Genomic DNA, 18,828 nt, shown 5'->3' on the forward strand with positions numbered 1-18,828 from the left:
ATAGGTTATTTGGTTTTATCCTCAATCCAACGACGGGCATTGACGAATGCATCAATCCATGGTGTGACATCCTCCGAGCGACGTGTGGCAGGATAGTAGCCACATTGCCATGGGAAGATAGCACGTTCCAGGTGAGGCATCATAGCCAGATGACGGCCATCGGCCGACGCCAGGCCGGCAACGGCTCCACGACTGCCGTTGGGATTGGCAGGATAAGAATTGTAGTTGTATTTGGCAACAATATTATAGCTTGAGAGTGGTTCAGGCAGGTTGAAACGTCCCTCGCCATGCGCAACCCAGATACCGAGCTTCGAGCCGGAGAGTGAACCGAACATAACTGAATCATTCTTTGGAATGGTCAATCCAAGGAACTGCGACTCAAACTTATGGCTTACATTGTGTTCCATGGTTGTCTTGCGCTTATGCTCAGGATTGATGAGATTGAGTTCAATCATGAGCTGACAACCGTTGCAGATACCGAGGCTCAGGGTGTCCTGACGCTTGTAATATGCCTCAAGAGCAGCCTTGGCCTTGTCATTCCAAAGGAATCCACCGGCCCATCCTTTTGCAGAACCAAGCACATCGGAGTTGGAGAATCCGCCACAGAATACAATCATGTTGACATCCTCAAGTGTCTCACGTCCCGACATGAGGTCGGTCATATGCACATCCTTGACATCGAAGCCGGCCAGATACAGCGAGTAGGCCATTTCCCGATCGCCGTTGACGCCTTTCTCTCGAATAATTGCGGCACGTACGCCCGATTTGCCGTCACGGCGGAGTGACAGACCACGTGACGCAAGCGAGCCTTTGAATCCCGACGGGAAACGATAGCGTATAGGCTGCTTCTTATAGTTCTCAAAACGCTCTGCCGCACACTTCTCGCCACTCTGCACAGCGTCCATCAGATATGACGAACGGAACCATACGTCACGCATGTGGTCAATAAAGAAGATGTGGTCGGCACCGTTGTGGGTTACGGTGAGCATGCGTTCGGCGCATGGTGTGCCGATGGCAAAGAAGCGAACACCGGCCGCTGACAAAGCATCCTCCACTCGCTGACACTTTTCGTCAGCCACCTGCACTACCAGTGCCGGATTTTCGGCGAAAAGAATCTTGACAAGATCCGATTCGCCGGCTGCCACAAATGCTTCGGTATTGAAGTCTATACCTCCGTCGCAATTTGCAAATGCCATTTCAAGAAGTGTAGTTGCCAGACCGCCGGCTGCCACATCATGTCCTGCGAGAAGCATACCTTTCTTTACAAGAGTCTGTACGGCGTTGAAAGTAGTTGCAAACTGCTTGGCGTCGGAAACATAAGGAGCCTCGCTGCCTAAAGCATTAAGCACCTGCGACAAGGCCGAGCCACCCAATGCAAGCGAGGTGCCTGAAAAATCTATATAATATAATGTAGATGGTTTGGCCTGAAGTACCGGAGTAAGAGTGCGGCGCACATCGCTTACCTCGCCTGCCGCCGAGATTATGACAGTTCCGGGAGCATATACTTTATCGTTGCCATACTTCTGTGTCATTGACAACGAATCTTTGCCGGTAGGGATATTTATTCCAAGCTCACACACGAAGTCGGAGCAGGCCTCTACAGCACGATAAAGAGCCGCATCCTCTCCGGGATTCTTGCATGGCCACATCCAGTTGGCACTGAGCGAAACGCTCTTCAACCCTTCGGCCATAGGAGCCCCCACTATATTGGTAAGAGCCTCGGCAACCGCCATCACAGAACCCTTGGCGGCATCAATCAGCGCCACCTGTGGTGCATGACCGATAGATGTGGCGATACCGGCTTTTCCGCGGTAGTCAAGCGCAACCACTCCGCAGTCGCTCAGAGGGAGCTGAATCTCGCCCTGGCACTGCTGACGGGCAACCTTTCCTGTAACCGAACGGTCAACCTTGTTGGTCAGCCAGTCCTTGCAAGCTACCGCCTCAAGCGAAAGCACGTCGGTCAGATATTCCTCGATGCGGTTTTCATCGTAGACCGCATCCTTATATTTTACATTGACCGTAGTGTCGGTAAGTACAGTCTTGGGCGAGTTGCCAAACATATCGGCCATTCCTAAATCAATAGGCTTGACACCGTCGGCCTGCTCAAACACAAAACGGTCGTCGCCCGTAGTCTCTCCCACCACATAGAAAGGAGCACGTTCCCGTTCGGCGATTGTACGCACATAGTCGATATCTTTCTCCTCAATCACAAGGCCCATGCGTTCCTGACTCTCATTGCCTACTATCTCCTTGGCCGAGAGCGTCTTGTCGCCGACAGGCAGTGCGTCGATATGAATTTTGCCACCGGTCTCTTCGACAAGCTCCGACAATGCGTTGAGATGTCCGCCGGCGCCATGGTCGTGAATCGATACAATAGGATTGTTGTCGCTCTCTGCAAGAGCGCGTATCACGTTGCTGACACGCTTCTGCATCTCAGGATTGGCTCGCTGTACAGCGTTCAATTCAATGGCATTGTCATATTGGCCCGTCTCAACCGACGACACAGCGCCGCCGCCCATACCGATTCGGTAGTTGTCGCCGCCCATTACCACTACTTTTTCATTGGCAACGGGATGTCCCTTCAATGCATCTTTTTTAGCAGCGAAACCAACTCCGCCGGCAAGCATGATTACCTTGTCGTAGGCATACTGTTTACCATTCTCCTCATGCTCGAAAGTAAGAAGCGAACCACATATAAGCGGCTGACCGAACTTGTTGCCGAAATCGCTTGCTCCGTTGGAAGCCTTGATAAGAATGTCACAAGGCGTCTGATATAGCCACACCCTCGGATTCATCATAAGTTCCCAACGATGCTCGGGCGCCATTCGCGGATATGAAGTCATATAAACCGCTGTTCCGGCGATAGGCAGTGAGGCCTTGCCTCCGCCAAGACGGTCACGGATTTCGCCGCCTGTGCCTGTGGCTGCGCCATTGAATGGCTCGACAGTAGTGGGGAAGTTGTGAGTCTCGGCCTTGAGCGAGATTACCGTATCAAGATCCTTCACCTCGAAATAATCCGGACGGTCGGGGTTTACAGGATAAAATTGGTCAACCTTTGGGCCGTCGACAAAGGCTACATTATCCTTGTATGCCGAAACGAGCTTGTTGGGGTTGACCTGAGATGTTTTCTTAATAAGTTTGAACAGCGACATTGGCTTTTCCTCGCCGTCAATCACGAATGTGCCATTAAAAATTTTATGACGGCAATGCTCCGAATTGACCTGAGAGAAGCCAAACACCTCGCTATCAGTCAGCGGGCGACCGAGCTTTGCTGCAAGATCGCGCAGATATTGCTCTTCATCAGGACTGAGCGCGAGACCTTCAGCCTTGTTGTATTCTGAAATATCGTCGATATATACTATCGGATCCGGAGTCTTTGCGACTGTAAATATGCGACTGTTGAGGCCCTCATAAACCCGCTGTAGCATTTTGTCGTAACGCGGTTCCGGCTCGACAGTGCGTACAAACTCCTCGATTCGGGTAATCCCCTCGAGCCCCATATTCTGGGTGATTTCCACTGCATTTGTGCTCCACGGGGTAATCATTTCCCGACGTGGCCCTATAAAGCGACCTTTAAGGCTGGTAGCAACAAGGAGGGTAGCGCCTCCAAAGAGCCACGACAGCTTTTCCGCTTCTGTGGCATCCGGTCGGTGGGTAGTCTCGACGGCAATCACAAGATTGGCGCCTTTTTTGAAGAATACAACCATACTCTATCTATTTCCTGATAAATGTTGATGACTGGTTTTGCATGCATCGGTATGCCGATGCGCTTAGGAATGCAAAATTACAAATTTTCGGCTCATCTGAGTGATTTTTGCCAAAAAAGTTGGCCGGCTATACCGATATGGGACTATTTTTACCGTCGCCTATTATAAAACCGTGTCATGCCCGACACCTGAAATACTGACAATATGCCAGAAATGCAAAAAATAATAAACATTCCATATCCGGCAGAACTTTGGCACGCATTTTGCATTATCCATTGTAGGATATATGTCGGCGCCATGCGAGAAAGAGTATAAAAAGATTTATGCGAAATTTGCATGTTTGCCAATTTTAGCACTAAATTTGTGCCGGAATTGTCTGACATCCGTGCGTATCCTTTCCATCAATCAACCGCGGATTGCGTAGGCATATGACACCCGAACAAGAATAATCACAATAAAAAATATCGTCAACGAAATGAACGTCACACTTGACAAGACCGACAACGTGAGCGCCGTGCTCAATGTGTCTATTGAAGAAAACGACTACAAGCCCGAAGTAGAGAAAAAACTTAAGGAAATCGCCCGCAACGCCAATATCCCCGGATTCCGCAAAGGTCATGTACCCGCAGGCATGATTCAGAAAAGATTCGGCAAGCAGGCCACATCCGATGCTATCAACGACATAGTATACAACGCTGTCGTAGGCTATATCCGCGACAACAAACTCGCAGTCCTCGGACAGCCCGTACCCGTAGATGTAAAAGAACTTGACCTCGACAACCAGAAGGATTTCCAGTTCCAGTACCTCCTCGCCCTCGTGCCTGAAATCAATGTAGAGCTCAATAAGGACGTGCATATCCCCTATTATAAGATTAATGTAACCGACGAGATGGTCAATGAGCAGAGCGATAAGTTCCGTGAACGCTTCGGCGCTCAGGTGCCCGGAGAGGCCGTCGAACCGAATGCTCTTGTAAAAGGCTCAATAATGGAGCTGGATGCAGAAGGCAACGTAAAGACCGACGAAGACGCTATCCAGATGATCAACGGCATTGTTGCTCCCATGTATTTCAAGGACAAGGCCGAAGCAGAAAAATTTGCCGGAAAGAAAATTGACGACAAGGTTGTATTCAACCCCTGGAAGACATGTGACGGCAATCCGGCCGAACTCTCTTCAATGCTCGGCATAGACAAAGAAAAAGCAGCAGATGTCAAGGGCGACTTCGAGATGGCAATCTCCGAAATCATCGTCGTACGTCCTGCCGAACTCAATCAGGAACTGTTCGACAACGTTCTTGGCAAGGATGCAGCTACCGACGAAAGCCAGTATCTCGCCGGCGTAAAAACTATGATAGAGCGCGACCTTGAGCAGAACAGCAAGTATGTATTCCGTGCCGATGTACAGAAATACATGACCGAAAAATACGGCAACATGGAAATTCCCGCCGAGACCCTCAAGAAATGGCTCGTAGCTACAAATGAGGGCATCAACGCCGAAAATGTCGACACCGAATTTGAAAAGATGCTCCCCTCTCTCAAATGGCAGCTGATTAAGGAGCGCATGGCCGAACTCTGCGAAATCAAGATTGAAGAGAAGGACCTCACCGACTTTGCAAAAATGATTGCACGCCAGCAGTTTGCACAGTACGGCATGACCAATGTTCCCGACGATACACTCGAAGAATATGCAAAGCGCATTCTCGCCGACAAGAACTATCGTCCGCGCCTTATCGAAGAGGTAGGCGATAGCAAACTCTTCAACGCCGTTGAGGCCAAAGTCTCCCTCGACGAAAAAGCCGTATCTCTCGACGAGTTTAAGGAAATAGCTCAGAATCTCTGATAATTCCCATACCGGATCTGTCCGGACAAAACGGATGCGGGGGCGATGCGCACAATACGTGCAGCATCGCCCTCACTCTGATTAAACAGGTATTAATTTGGAAAAATTTCAAATCATGCCGGAATTTTATGGAAATATCGCAGAAATTTCATATCTTTGAATAACTGAAACTAAAAAGGCGGATACGCATCCACCCTCAACATATACTTTGAAATATGAACAACGACTTTAGAAACTACGCTGTAAAGCATTGCGGGCTTAACGGCCTGGCGCTTGACCAATATATCGCCGCCGCCAATGCCGCCAACATCACTTCCAGCTATATCTCTCCCACTATCATAGAAGAACGCCAGCTAAACGTAGCCCAGATGGATGTATTCTCCCGTCTCATGATGGATCGAATCATCTTTCTCGGCACAGATGTCAACGATTATACCGCCAACGTGATTCAGGCACAGCTCCTGTATCTCGACTCGTCCGATCCCGGCAAGGATGTCTCCATTTATATCAATTCACCCGGAGGTTCGGTATATGCAGGTCTTGGTATATACGACACGATGCAGTACATCTCATCGGATGTAGCCACAATCTGTACCGGCATGGCCGCATCTATGGCTGCAGTATTGCTTGTATCCGGCGCTGCCGGAAAGCGCTATGCGCTGAAGCACTCCCGCGTCATGATTCATCAGCCGATGGGTGGTGCTCAAGGTCAGGCCAGCGACATCGAAATCACTGCCCGGGAGATACAAAAACTAAAAAAAGAACTTTACACCATCATCGCCGACCACTCAGGCCAGCAGTTCGAAAAGGTAGAACGCGACTCCGACCGCGACTATTGGATGACCGCAGAAGAAGCCAAAGAGTATGGCATGATTGACCAGGTACTTGTAAAAGCCAAACACTAAGTAAAGGAAATGGCAAAAAAATCAACACCGGTATGCTCATTCTGCGGCCGGCCGGCCGACATGACTGAAGGTATGATACCTTCGGCCACTAATTCCGGCACGTATATCTGCACCGACTGTGTCGACGCCATGGAGCAGATGATAAAAGAGTTGAGAAACGAACAATCATCATCCGGCGACAGCAGCGAGACAAAACTCGACGATATACCCAAGCCCAAGGAAATACGCGCATTCCTTGACCAATACGTAATCGGTCAGGACGATGCGAAAAAATACCTGTCAGTAGCCGTATACAACCATTACAAACGCCTTGCACAGGATGCTGACGATATCGACATCGAAAAAAGCAACATAATTCTTGTCGGACCTACAGGTACCGGCAAGACACTTCTTGCCAAGACAATTGCACGATTGCTCAACGTACCGTTCACTATTGTCGATGCCACTGTCCTGACTCAGGCAGGCTACGTGGGCGAAGATATCGAGAGTCTGCTTACGCGCCTGCTTCAGGTTGCCGACTATGACGTGGCAAAAGCTGAAAAAGGGATTGTATTCATAGATGAAATCGACAAAATAGCCCGCAAGGGCGACAATCCCTCAATCACCCGTGACGTAAGTGGGGAAGGAGTGCAGCAGGGACTTCTCAAGCTCCTTGAAGGTTCGGTTGTCAATGTGCCGCCACAAGGAGGAAGAAAACACCCCGAGCAGCGTATGATTCCCGTCAACACGAAGAACATTCTGTTTATCTGCGGAGGCGCTTTTGACGGAATCGAGCAGAAAATAGCCCACCGCCTCAACACTCATGTTGTAGGATATTCGACCGACCAGGGGCGCCAGCGCATAAAACGCGAAAATTATCTGAAATATGTGATGCCGCAGGATTTGAAATCTTTTGGTCTCATCCCCGAGATTATAGGTCGACTCCCTATCCTCACAAATCTTGAGCCTCTTGACCGCGAAGCTCTGCGACGCGTGCTAACCGAACCGAAAAATGCAATTGTACGCCAGTACCAGAAGCTATTCGCTATGGACGGTGTAGAGCTTTCTTTCGACGATGCCGCTCTGGAACTCATTGTCGACAAGGCTATTGAATATAAACTCGGAGCGCGAGGTCTGCGGTCGATTGTAGAGACAATAATGATTGACAGCATGTTCGAGATTCCGTCATCCGACGACCAATCATTTACCGTAACGCGTGAATATGCATTAGAGCAGCTTGAAAAAGCCAACTTTGAAGCCGCACATTCAGATGCAAAATAAACGCAGCAACGATAAAATTTCAGATATATACGAGACAATCAAATAAAATTCTAATTTCGCCAAGATTCGGCGCATAAATCCCAATCACTGCCATGCCAAACAAGTCGTCCTTCCTCACCGATGAGCTGAAAAAGCATTTTGGATTTGACACATTCAAAGGCAACCAGGAAGCCATTATCACCTCTCTGATGGAGGGGAACGACACATTTGTGCTTATGCCCACCGGCGGCGGCAAATCATTATGCTACCAACTGCCGGCATTACTGATGCCGGGGACCGCGATTGTGATTTCGCCACTGATTGCCCTGATGAAAAATCAGGTGGATGCGATGCGCAGCTTCAGCGAGGTCGACACCATAGCCCACTTCCTGAATTCATCACTGTCAAAAGCAGCCATAGAAGAAGTAAAGGCCGATATCCTTTCCGGCAAGACAAAGCTGCTGTACGTTGCGCCCGAATCTCTTACAAAAGAAGACAATATTGAATTTCTAAAAACAGTACCCATTTCTTTCTACGCAGTCGACGAAGCTCACTGCATATCGGAGTGGGGCCATGACTTCCGTCCCGAATATCGGCGTATCAGGCCTATAATCAATGAAATCTGTCCACGTCCGGTAATTGCGTTGACGGCAACTGCGACCCCAAAAGTTCAGCACGACATACAGAAGAATCTCGGCATGCAGAACGCCACACTCTTCAAATCGTCGTTCAACCGCACCAACCTTTATTACGAAGTGAGGCCCAAAACCTCGACAATCGACCGGGATATAATACGCTTTATCAAGCAGCAACCCGGGAAAAGCGGCATTATATACTGTCTGAGCCGTAAGAAAGTCGAAGAGCTTGCGGAAATACTTCGCCTTAACAACATCCGTGCCCTCCCCTACCATGCCGGACTCGACCAGAGCACAAGAGCCGCCAACCAGGATGCGTTTCTGCTTGAGAAAGTCGATGTAATTGTCGCTACTATAGCGTTCGGCATGGGAATCGACAAGCCCGACGTAAGATTTGTCATTCACTATGACATACCGAAATCTCTTGAAGGATATTACCAAGAGACCGGACGTGCAGGGCGCGACGGCGGAGAAGGCAAATGCATTGCATTCTATATGCATAAGGATCTCCAGAAAATGGAGAAATTCATGCAGGGCAAGCCGTTGGCCGAGCAGGAAATAGGCCGACAGCTGTTGCTTGAGACTGCGGCATATGCGGAGTCGTCACTGTGCAGAAGGAAACTGTTGTTGCTCTACTTCGGTGAAAAATACACTGAAGAAAACTGCGGGAACTGTGATAACTGTTTAAACCCAAAGAAACTCGTGGAAGCTAAAGATGAACTTTGCGCCGTAATTGAAACCGTCAGCGCACTGAAAGAAAAATTCAAGCCCGAGCAGATTATTGATGTTATGCTCGGGAAAAACACCTCGACTGTCAAGACCGATGCCCAGGACGAGCTTGAAGTATTCGGCTGTATGCAGGGCAGTGATTCACGTACACTTTCTACAATTATCCGTCAGGCACAGATTGCAGGATATCTCGACCGCGATATCGAGAATTTCGGCATACTGAAACTGACCGCAAAAGGCAAGGCGTACTACAAAAAACCTACATCCTTCAAAGTAGTTGAAGACAATGACTTCAGCGAAGAGGAGGAAGAACAGGTAATGAAAAGCGGCGCAGCCTGCGCAGTCGATCCTGAATTATACAATATCCTTAAGGATTTGAGAAAGAAGATGGCCAAACGCCTCGAACTTCCTCCCTACGTGATATTCCAGGATCCCTCACTCGAGGCAATGGCCACTACATATCCCATCACAATCGATGAACTTCAGAATATACCGGGCGTAGGAGCCGGAAAGGCAAAACGCTATGGCGAGGATTTCCTGAAAGTGATAAAGGCCCATGTCGAGGAAAACGAGATTGAACGTCCCGAGGATTTACGTGTGCGCAGTGTCGCAAACAAAAGCAAATTAAAAATCTCAATCATCCAAGGCATTGACCGCAAAATCGGGCTCGACTCTCTTGCCGAAAGCAAAGGACTCGAATTCTCCGAACTTCTTGACGAAGTTGAAGCCATCGTATACTCAGGCACAAAGATAAACATCAATTATTTCCTTGACGAGATAATGGATGACGACCGTCAGACCGACATTTTCGAATATTTCAAGGAGAGCGAGAGCGATGACCTTGAAGCTGCTATCGATGAACTCGGCAATGAGTACAGCGAAGAGGAAATCAGACTGGTGCGCATCAAGTTCCTGTCAGAGCTCGGCAACTGATATATCAAAATGCAAATAGACGGCATCGACGTGCCGTCTATTTGCATTTTGATATAAATTTACTATCTTTGCCGATAAAACAATACGAAACCCGTGGAAAAGAAAGAAAAAGATACAGCAATTCTGCTTATGAATTGCCCCGACCAGCCGGGAATCATAGCGGTGATAACCGATTTCATCACCGTAAACGGCGGCAATATCATGTACCTTGACCAGTATGTTGATAAAGCCAACGGGATTTTCTATATGCGTGTTGAATGGGACCTTGACGGATTTATCATCCCCAAAGAGAAGATAAGCGACTATTTCAACACCCTATATGCAAAGCGCTATGAGTTGATGTATTCTCTGAAGTTCTCGTCACAGAAACAACGCATGGCCATCTTTGTAAGCAAAATGTCGCATTGCCTTTATGACATCCTCGCACGCGTTGTAGCCGGTGAATGGGATGTTGAAGTCCCGGTCATCATATCAAACCATCCCGATATGGAAAAGGTGGCACGACAGTTTGGCATAAGATATGAAGTATTCCACATCACAAAGGACAACAAAGAGCAGATGGAAGCAGCCGAAATGGCGCTCCTGCGTGAGCTCAATGTCGACTTCATAGTACTCGCTCGCTACATGCAGGTGCTCTCTTCCGACTTCATCAGCCATTACCCCCACCACATTATAAACATACACCATTCCTTCCTCCCGGCTTTCGTTGGAGCCAAACCTTATCATGCCGCTTACGACAGAGGAGTGAAACTTATTGGGGCCACCTCTCATTATGTGACTACCGATCTTGATGCAGGTCCGATTATCGAACAGGACATCACGCGCATAACACATAAGGATACGATTGACGATTTGGTAAAAAAAGGTCGTGACCTTGAAAAAATAGTGCTGTCGAGAGCAGTCGAGAAACATATCCAGAGAAAGATTCTCACTTACAACAACAAGACTGTAGTATTCAGCTGATTTGCTGATTGCAGTCAGACACTCCCAATTATACTCAATCGGACACGATTCATGATAGCAGTAGTAAGATATAACGCCGGAAATGTATTTTCCGTAGAGTGTGCACTCAACCGTCTCGGCGTTGAGTTTGTACTGACTGCCGACGAGAAGACCTTGCGTTCTGCCGACAAGGTAATTTTCCCCGGCGTTGGCGAGGCCGCCGCTGCCATGCACCATCTTCGTAGCACAGGCCTCGACCGTGTGCTTTGCAACCTCACAAATCCGGTGTTAGGCATATGTATCGGACAGCAACTGATGTGCCGCCATTCCGAGGAGGGAGATGTTGACTGCCTCGGGATATTTGACGCGGACGTAAGACGCCTCGTATCCACCGAGCATAATTTCAAGATACCTCATACCGGCTGGGACACAGTAACCGTTACGGCTCCCGACGGCCCCGTACCGGAGATGCTCGACGGGCAATATTTCTATTATGTGCACAGCTATGTCGTACCTGTAAACTCTGATACAGCCGCAATAACCGATTATTGTGGTCCGTGGAGCGCCGCTATGCATCGCGACAACTTCTATGCCGTACAGTTCCATCCCGAAAAGAGCGGAGCCGCCGGCACTTGCCTACTCTCTCACTTTCTTAACTTGTGATTGCTTATGATTGAGATTATTCCTGCCATAGATATTATCGGAGGCAAATGCGTCAGACTCACACGTGGCGAGTACTCCACCTCCAAAGTATATTCCGACGACCCGGTCGACATGGCAAAGCGTTTTGTCGATGCCGGTTGCCGCAGTCTGCATCTTGTGGACCTCGATGGCGCGAAGAGCAATCATATTGTCAATCACCGCACATTGGAGCAGGTGGCTTCGCGCACACCACTCACCATTGATTTCGGCGGAGGGCTGAAAAGCGATGATGACCTGCGCATCGCATTCGAAAGCGGCGCAGCTATGGTGACCGGAGGCAGTATCGCCGTACGGTGTCCCGACACATTTCTTCGCTGGCTTGATACTTATGGCCCCGACCGCATAATATTGGGTGCAGATGCCCGCGGCGGTAAAATCGCCGCCGAGGGATGGACTGCGACATCCGACCGTGATATTGTACCGTTTATTGAAGGATATGCCAGTCACGGCATACGACGGGTCATATCTACCGAAATAAGTGTCGACGGGACCCTTGAGGGGCCGGCGGTCAGCCTATACCGACGTATACTCGACATATTACCTGAGTTGTGGCTTGTAGCCAGCGGCGGCGTAGGCTCGATATCAGACATCGCAATGCTTGACGCCGCCGGTGTACCGGCTGTCATAGTAGGCAAAGCCATATATGAAGGACGTATCTCACTCTCCGATATATCACGTATCAACCTATCGTCATGTTAGCCAAAAGAATAATCCCTTGCCTCGATGTCAAGGAGGGAAAGACAGTGAAGGGTGTCAACTTCGTCAACTTCCGCGACGCAGGAGATCCTGTGGTTCTCGGTCAGCAGTATAGCGAGAATGGTGCAGACGAGCTGGTATACCTTGACATTACAGCGTCCCATGAAGGACGAGGAACATTCATCGACCTTGTAAGACGGGTTGCCGAAAATGTAAATATACCGTTTACCGTAGGTGGAGGCATAAGTGCTGTCGATGATGTGGCCAGGCTGTTGGATGCCGGAGCCGATAAAGTATCGGTCAACTCGGCTGCATTGCGCAATCCGGGACTTATCGACGGTATTGCTTCACGCTTCGGATGCCAGGTGTGTGTCGCAGCCATTGACGCCCGTTTTGACGATGGCAAATGGCGGTGTTATCTCAACGGTGGCCGTAAACCGACAGACCGCACTCTTTTCGAATGGGCGCATGAAGCCCAGGAACGTGGTGCCGGTGAAATTCTGTTTACATCAATGAATCACGACGGAGTAAAAACAGGCTTCGCCTGCGAGGCGTTGGCCGAACTGATGTCAAAACTCACCATCCCTGTTATAGCATCGGGTGGCGCCGGAGACATGAGTCACTTTGTCGACGTATTCTCCACCGGACATGCCGATGCCGCACTTGCCGCAAGTATTTTCCATTTTGGAGAAGTATCTATCCCTGAACTAAAAAATTATCTTTCTCAAAATAATATTCCTGTAAGACTATGTCAGAACTGAACTATAATAAATTAGGCGGTTTGATTCCCGCAATAATCCAGGATGACGCTACCAAAAATGTGCTAATGCTTGGTTTTATGAACGATGAAGCCTATAGCAAGACACTTGAAACAGGCAAAGTAACGTTCTTCAGCCGCACCAAAAACAGATTGTGGACAAAAGGAGAGGAGAGCGGCAATTTCCTCAATGTAATAAGCATCGAAGAAGACTGTGATCACGACACACTCCTCATAAAAGTAAAGCCGGTGGGTCCGGTATGCCATAAAGGCACTGACACATGCTTCGGCACACCCAATATTATGGGCATCGAATTCCTACGATATCTCCAGGACTTCATAGACCGTCGTCATGATGAAATGCCGGAAGGCTCATATACAACCTCGCTTTTCAAGAAAGGGATAAACCGCATGGCACAGAAAGTCGGAGAAGAAGCGGTAGAGACTGTCATCGAAGCCACTAACGGCACTATCGACGGTCTTGTATATGAAGCATCCGATCTCATATACCATCTGATTGTACTTCTCACATCCAAAGGACTGCGTATCGAGCATCTTGCAGCCGAACTACAAAAGCGCCATAAAGAATAACCGGTCGACAAATGCCTATGGAAGAATCGGTATTAGTATCCTATAAGGGTGTAGAACTCCATCGCAAAGAACTGATTGTACTTAAGGACATTGATCTTGAGGTAAAGGCAGGCGAATTCCTATATATAATCGGAAAGGTTGGCAGCGGCAAGAGCAGTCTTATGAAATCGATGTATGCCGACATTCCCATTATAAAAGGTGATGCCGATGTACTCGGATATAATCTGACGGCTATAAAACGCAAGGATGTGCCGATGCTTCGCCGAGAAATCGGCATAGTATTCCAAGACTTTCAGTTACTTACCGACCGTTCGGTCTACAACAATCTTCTTTTTGTACTTCAGGCTACAGGCTGGAAGATCAAGGCAGACATGGACGAACGTATCGAACAGGTATTGAAAGAAGTAGGGATGCTCAACAAAAGCTACAAAATGCCTCACGAATTATCCGGAGGAGAGCAACAACGAATAGTTATAGCCCGTGCACTTCTGAACAAGCCCAGGCTTATTCTTGCCGACGAGCCAACCGGCAACCTTGACCCCGCTACCGGAGAACAGATTGTAGCCTTCCTGCACCAGATTGCCGCTGAAGGTACAGCGGTAATAATGGCTACACATAATCTCGCTTTAGTAGAGCAATTTCCGGCCAGGCTTCTGCGTTGCCACGACAAACGTATAACATCATTCTGAAATACGGGGCATATCGTATCGTATAGACTCTCATATACACATCGGCATATGGGAGTCTGCATGATTTATTTTCACGGCAGTCAGACCGATTTATAAATAGCCATACAAGTATTCTAAAGATAAACTTAACCAAATTATTATGATGAAAAACTTTCTATTGTTCCCGACAGTAGGGATAATGATTGCCGGCAGTGTCATAGGATGCAAGCCCGAAACAAACGAAGTACCTACATGCGACGGGGCTATTCTTCATGCGTGGTCATGGTCATTCGACACTATTGCCGCAAATATGAAAGCCATTGCAGACGCCGGATTTGACTATGTACAGACCTCCCCGGCCAACACATGTTTCATCGGCGAGCAGGGCGGCATGGCTCTATTCAGTGAAGAAGGCGATTCTGTGAAAGGCAAATGGTATTATTATTACCAGCCAATCGACTGGAAAATCGGCAATCATCTTCTTGGCACACGTCAGCAGTTTAAAAACATGTGTGACAGCGCAGCCAAGTATGGTGTAAAAGTGATTGTCGATGTTCTTCCCAATCATACAGCAGTAGACCACAGTGCGGTTACAGCCGATCTTGACAGTGCAGCGGGAGGCCATGACAAACTTTTCCATGCCAACGGATTCAACAATATCCATCAGTGGAACGACAGATACGAATGTACCACAGGAATGATGGGAGGACTACCCGATGTCAATACTGAAAATCCCGGGTTCCAACATTACTACCTGCAGTATGTCAACGATCTTCTCGCCTGTGGTGCCAGAGGTTTCCGATACGATACCGCCAAACATATCGGACTACCCGATGACCCGCGCGATTCATTGTCTGAACGCAATAACTTCTGGGACATTGCCACCGGACGTGAAAGTGTGCAGGGACTTTCTCTCGCAATGCCTGCCGACAGCTTGTTTATATACGGAGAAGTGCTTCAGGACAAAAATGTACGTGAAGCCGATTATGCCGAGTATATGGGCGTAACTGCAAGCAACTACGGCCATGCCCTCCGACATGTACTCTCCGAGGGAAACTACTTTGCCGATTCACTTGCACAATGGATGAATCCCGCGCCACCGGCCCGACTTGTGACATGGGTTGAGTCGCATGACACATATGCAAACGAACATGAATCAGCAGATCTTGAGGATGACCAGATTCGCCAGGGATATGTATTTCTTGTGGCGCGACAATATGGCACCCCGCTTTTCTTCAGCCGTCCGATGGGTTCTACCCGCCAGAATTATTGGGGCAATAACCGCATCGGGGCCCGTGGCAACGATGAGTTTTTTAATCCGGAAGTTGTTGCCGCCAACCACTTCCGCCATGCAATGCATGGTCAGTCAGAACAGATATCAGCCACTGACAATGGTGCTGTAATTGCTGTCGAACGTGGGAATAAAGGCATTATACTGATAAATATTTCGGACGAACCACAGCAGGTGAATCTTCCCACATCTCTTGCCAAAGGGACATACACCGACAATGTACATGGCTTAGGCTTCAACGTGAGCGATGGACTTATTTCCGGAACTATCCTTTCAATGTCATCATGTATTATCTATGGCAATTGAAAGCAATACACTATGATTTCAATCGCATAACTTCAAAATTATCACACCTCGTTTGAGCCGGAAATCATAGCAAAATGATAGCATGCAGTCCTATCTGAGTATAGATAGGACTGCTTTTTGTATCATAAGGTCAGAGCAGATTGCATTTTAACTTTTTTTTACGTATTTAATGATTTTCACTTTATGCCTATCTATATTAACTTTTCACAATTATACACCACATTCATTATCAAATTTAAGCAATAGTACCCACTATTACCCTACATATTGCCAAAATATGTTGTTAAACATATAGCAGGGGCCATTGATAGTACAAAACAATTTATTACCTTTGCAATGCAAGAGGGAAATAAACCTCCCGATTGAACAAATCTTCTTAGCTAACTAAGAAATCTGACATCCACGAAACAACACCAACAAAAAGGTAAACAGAATACTTTTTCATACGTAACTTTCCAATAAAGACAGAATAGATATTCAACAAGCAACAAGCGAGAAATAAGGGTGCCGTGAGGTAGTCTTATTTTTTTTGTATCTACGACATCAAACACTTGTAGATATTGGGTCATTACAATTATCTTTGCAAAAGCAAAAGTTATCATAGATGAAACGATTATTTATACTATTGGCGACAGCTGTCGCGTCATTTGCAAATATTGTATTATCTGCAGAATGGCATGGAGCCAAAAGTGTGTGGCACGGAGCCGACAGATATGATTTCACAATTGCCGGCCGTAGCGCAATAATGATAGTTCCCGACAATCCGCTCCCCGGAAATCCGTGGATATGGCGACCGGCCTTTTTCGATGCCTTTCCGTCGATTGATATCGCTATGCTGGAGCAAGGATATCATATCGCTTATATAATGTGACAGATGAATGGGCGCGTCCGTCATCGCTCCGCGCAGGAAAGGAGTTCTTTGACTACGCCATAGAGCATGGCCTCATGGACAAGGTTGTGATGGAGGGACTGGGCCGCGGGGGATATTATTCATTACGTTTCGCACAGACATATCCCAAACACATAGGAGCCTTACTGCTTGACAATCCACTTGTTGATATCAATGAACTGCGGCGCAACGTCGATTGGTGGAACGATGTGACTACCAAGTGGAGTCAGGACTCTTTGCCGCCCCCAGGGTCAGCAGAAAATGCCGCATGTAATATTTCGATACTTGTTGACAACAAAATCCCGGTGTTGCTGCTGTCAGGAGGTGCCGATACAATAGTTCCATACGAGCGTAACGGAAAAATAATCAAGGATACATACCGGCGATGGGATATGCCGTTAAAATCAGTCGTCAGGTCACATTCCGGCCATCATCCACTTGGCATCGGCAATCCATATCCGATAGCTGAATTTATATACAAATGTCTGTATGGCCAACATAACCTGCGCCCAATCCGGGTAGCATGTATCGGAGACAGCATGACCGAAGGCGTTGGCACCGATGACTTCTCCACTCAGAGCTATCCGGCACAACTTCAGACACTCCCGGGCCGGGAATATGTGGTCGGTAATTTCGGAGTCAGCTGTGCGACAATGCTTCGGAATGGCACGGATGCAGGACGTCCGTTCGGCTATATAATACACACTGCCATGCGCAATGTAATCGACTTCAATCCCGACATAGTAATAATCGCCCTCGAAGTCAATGACTGCAAATCGTACAATTGGGAAAATTTCAACAGTGAATTTACGGCAGACTATCAATCTCTCGTAGATACACTCAGCATGCTACCGGCTCTCCCTGAAATATATCTTGTAATCGAACCATATATGCAGGAAACACCTCAGACACTTTCATGGGGATTTGAAAACAAAGGATACTACGAACAAATGTGTGAAAGAATCAATACTACCGCTATTGACAACCATATGAGCGTAATATCTCTGACTGATGTATTCAAAGGGGAGGAAGCCCACGTATACGCACCCAACGACCATCCTAATCCACGTGGGACTATGCTTATGGCGCGCGCTATAAAAGCACACCTCCTGAAGCGGCCCTAAAAAGCGCCATAGCGCTTCAGCAGGTTGTCGTAATCCGGAGTGCCCTTATATGATTTTATCCACGAATCAAGAGAATCGGCAAGAGCGGAGTAACGGTGTGCAGAAATCCACGACTGGAACTGGTTGAACGAGACTTCGGTAACCACATCAAGCTGAGGGTAATCTCCGGCAATCTCCTGAGCTACCCTGCGACTGATTACCGCCCCCTGTATTTCACCAAGAGCTGTCATTATAGCAAGTTGTTCCGGGCCGTAATCACTTTCTGACTTAACATATATGGTATCACCGATTTCCCGGCCAAGACTTTTTATACGACTCTCTACCGAAGAGCCGGCGGCAATCCATATTGTATCGCCTCCGAGATCAAGGGGGTTACGCACAGCTCCATGCCCTTTTACAGAATCGCGCAACTGTACGAGGACCTGACGATCCACCACCACCGGTTCCAAAAAACGGTAACGTTGGCGAAATTCAGCTGTCATAGGAAGATCGGCTACCAAAAGGTCTACGATACTGTCATGAATAAGCGGCAGACTCTTCTCAAACGATGTGACAGGATGAAACTTTACCACAAGTCCATGACGCGAGGCAATATCGCGCAACATATCGTAGTGCAAGCCACCAAGAGTATCGCCATATGTGTAGCAGACAAGCGGCGTATATTCAATAGCGACATCAATCGTATCAGCCCCTGAAGGACGTATTTCCGCGCTACTATGATTATTGTCGACAGCACAACGCCGAAGGCCATACATACCAAGCAGTACAAACAGCATCAATGTCGCATAAAGTATTCCGTTCCCTTTCTTAGGCATCAGTTCCATGACAATACATTTTTATCCAATGGCCTCATAGAGTAACAACAATCCGCACTTGA

The 18,828-nt window shown here is 48.0% G+C and carries 15 protein-coding genes; 13 read left to right on the top strand and 2 right to left on the bottom strand.

Features of this window, described 5'->3' with window-relative positions:
• Positions 1-5: 5 nt before the first annotated feature.
• Complete coding sequence (purL, locus tag ADH68_RS12985) at positions 6-3,707, bottom strand: phosphoribosylformylglycinamidine synthase (protein ID WP_068960455.1); 3,702 nt, start codon at positions 3,705-3,707, stop codon at positions 6-8.
• Positions 3,708-4,182: 475 nt separating this feature from the next.
• Here purL and ADH68_RS12990 point away from each other — a divergent pair, with 475 nt between their 5' ends.
• The 13 genes from ADH68_RS12990 (at position 4,183) to ADH68_RS13050 (ending at position 17,951) form a co-directional block, all read left to right on the top strand.
• Positions 4,183-5,544 carry a trigger factor gene (locus ADH68_RS12990; RefSeq protein WP_068960454.1) on the top strand — a complete coding sequence of 454 codons (1,362 nt, stop codon included), beginning with the start codon at positions 4,183-4,185 and terminating at the stop codon, positions 5,542-5,544.
• 215 nt (positions 5,545-5,759) lie between these two features.
• Positions 5,760-6,449: an ATP-dependent Clp endopeptidase proteolytic subunit ClpP gene (gene clpP / locus ADH68_RS12995; protein WP_068960453.1), complete on the top strand. Its 690-nt coding sequence runs from the start codon at positions 5,760-5,762 to the stop codon at positions 6,447-6,449.
• A gap of 9 nt (positions 6,450-6,458) precedes the next feature.
• Complete coding sequence (clpX, locus tag ADH68_RS13000) at positions 6,459-7,709, top strand: ATP-dependent Clp protease ATP-binding subunit ClpX (RefSeq protein ID WP_068960452.1); 1,251 nt, start codon at positions 6,459-6,461, stop codon at positions 7,707-7,709.
• Positions 7,710-7,801: 92 nt separating this feature from the next.
• Complete coding sequence (gene recQ / locus ADH68_RS13005) at positions 7,802-9,985, top strand: DNA helicase RecQ (RefSeq protein ID WP_068960451.1); 2,184 nt, start codon at positions 7,802-7,804, stop codon at positions 9,983-9,985.
• A 93-nt stretch (positions 9,986-10,078) separates the two neighbouring features.
• Positions 10,079-10,948: a formyltetrahydrofolate deformylase gene (gene purU / locus ADH68_RS13010; RefSeq protein ID WP_255201339.1), complete on the top strand. Its 870-nt coding sequence runs from the start codon at positions 10,079-10,081 to the stop codon at positions 10,946-10,948.
• Between the two features lie 51 nt (positions 10,949-10,999).
• A complete protein-coding gene (gene hisH, locus ADH68_RS13015) occupies positions 11,000-11,590 on the top strand; it encodes an imidazole glycerol phosphate synthase subunit HisH (RefSeq protein ID WP_068960450.1) in 591 nt (196 codons plus the stop codon).
• Between the two features lie 6 nt (positions 11,591-11,596).
• Positions 11,597-12,328: a 1-(5-phosphoribosyl)-5-[(5-phosphoribosylamino)methylideneamino]imidazole-4-carboxamide isomerase gene (locus ADH68_RS13020; protein WP_068960449.1), complete on the top strand. Its 732-nt coding sequence runs from the start codon at positions 11,597-11,599 to the stop codon at positions 12,326-12,328.
• Positions 12,322-13,086, top strand: a complete 765-nt coding sequence (gene hisF / locus ADH68_RS13025; RefSeq protein ID WP_068960448.1) for an imidazole glycerol phosphate synthase subunit HisF — start codon at positions 12,322-12,324, stop codon at positions 13,084-13,086. The genes ADH68_RS13020 and hisF overlap by 7 nt, the downstream gene beginning before the upstream one ends.
• Positions 13,074-13,673 carry a bifunctional phosphoribosyl-AMP cyclohydrolase/phosphoribosyl-ATP diphosphatase HisIE gene (gene hisIE / locus ADH68_RS13030; protein ID WP_068960447.1) on the top strand — a complete coding sequence of 200 codons (600 nt, stop codon included), beginning with the start codon at positions 13,074-13,076 and terminating at the stop codon, positions 13,671-13,673. The genes hisF and hisIE overlap by 13 nt, the downstream gene beginning before the upstream one ends.
• A gap of 17 nt (positions 13,674-13,690) precedes the next feature.
• Positions 13,691-14,362: a cell division ATP-binding protein FtsE gene (locus ADH68_RS13035; RefSeq protein WP_068962021.1), complete on the top strand. Its 672-nt coding sequence runs from the start codon at positions 13,691-13,693 to the stop codon at positions 14,360-14,362.
• 139 nt (positions 14,363-14,501) lie between these two features.
• Positions 14,502-15,938 (top strand): alpha-amylase family glycosyl hydrolase, encoded by a 1,437-nt coding sequence (locus ADH68_RS13040; RefSeq protein ID WP_084273977.1) that lies wholly within the window; start codon positions 14,502-14,504, stop codon positions 15,936-15,938.
• Positions 15,939-16,542: 604 nt separating this feature from the next.
• Positions 16,543-16,809 carry a hypothetical protein gene (locus ADH68_RS13045; RefSeq protein WP_068960445.1) on the top strand — a complete coding sequence of 89 codons (267 nt, stop codon included), beginning with the start codon at positions 16,543-16,545 and terminating at the stop codon, positions 16,807-16,809.
• A complete protein-coding gene (locus ADH68_RS13050) occupies positions 16,806-17,951 on the top strand; it encodes a GDSL-type esterase/lipase family protein (protein WP_068960444.1) in 1,146 nt (381 codons plus the stop codon). The genes ADH68_RS13045 and ADH68_RS13050 overlap by 4 nt, the downstream gene beginning before the upstream one ends.
• Here ADH68_RS13050 and ADH68_RS13055 read toward each other — a convergent pair.
• Positions 17,948-18,775 (bottom strand): transporter substrate-binding domain-containing protein, encoded by an 828-nt coding sequence (locus tag ADH68_RS13055; protein ID WP_068960443.1) that lies wholly within the window; start codon positions 18,773-18,775, stop codon positions 17,948-17,950. The genes ADH68_RS13050 and ADH68_RS13055 overlap by 4 nt on opposite strands.
• Between the last annotated feature and the right edge of the window lie 53 nt (positions 18,776-18,828).

The sequence above is a fragment of the Muribaculum intestinale genome (assembly GCF_002201515.1).
Lineage (GTDB): Bacteria > Bacteroidota > Bacteroidia > Bacteroidales > Muribaculaceae > Muribaculum > Muribaculum intestinale.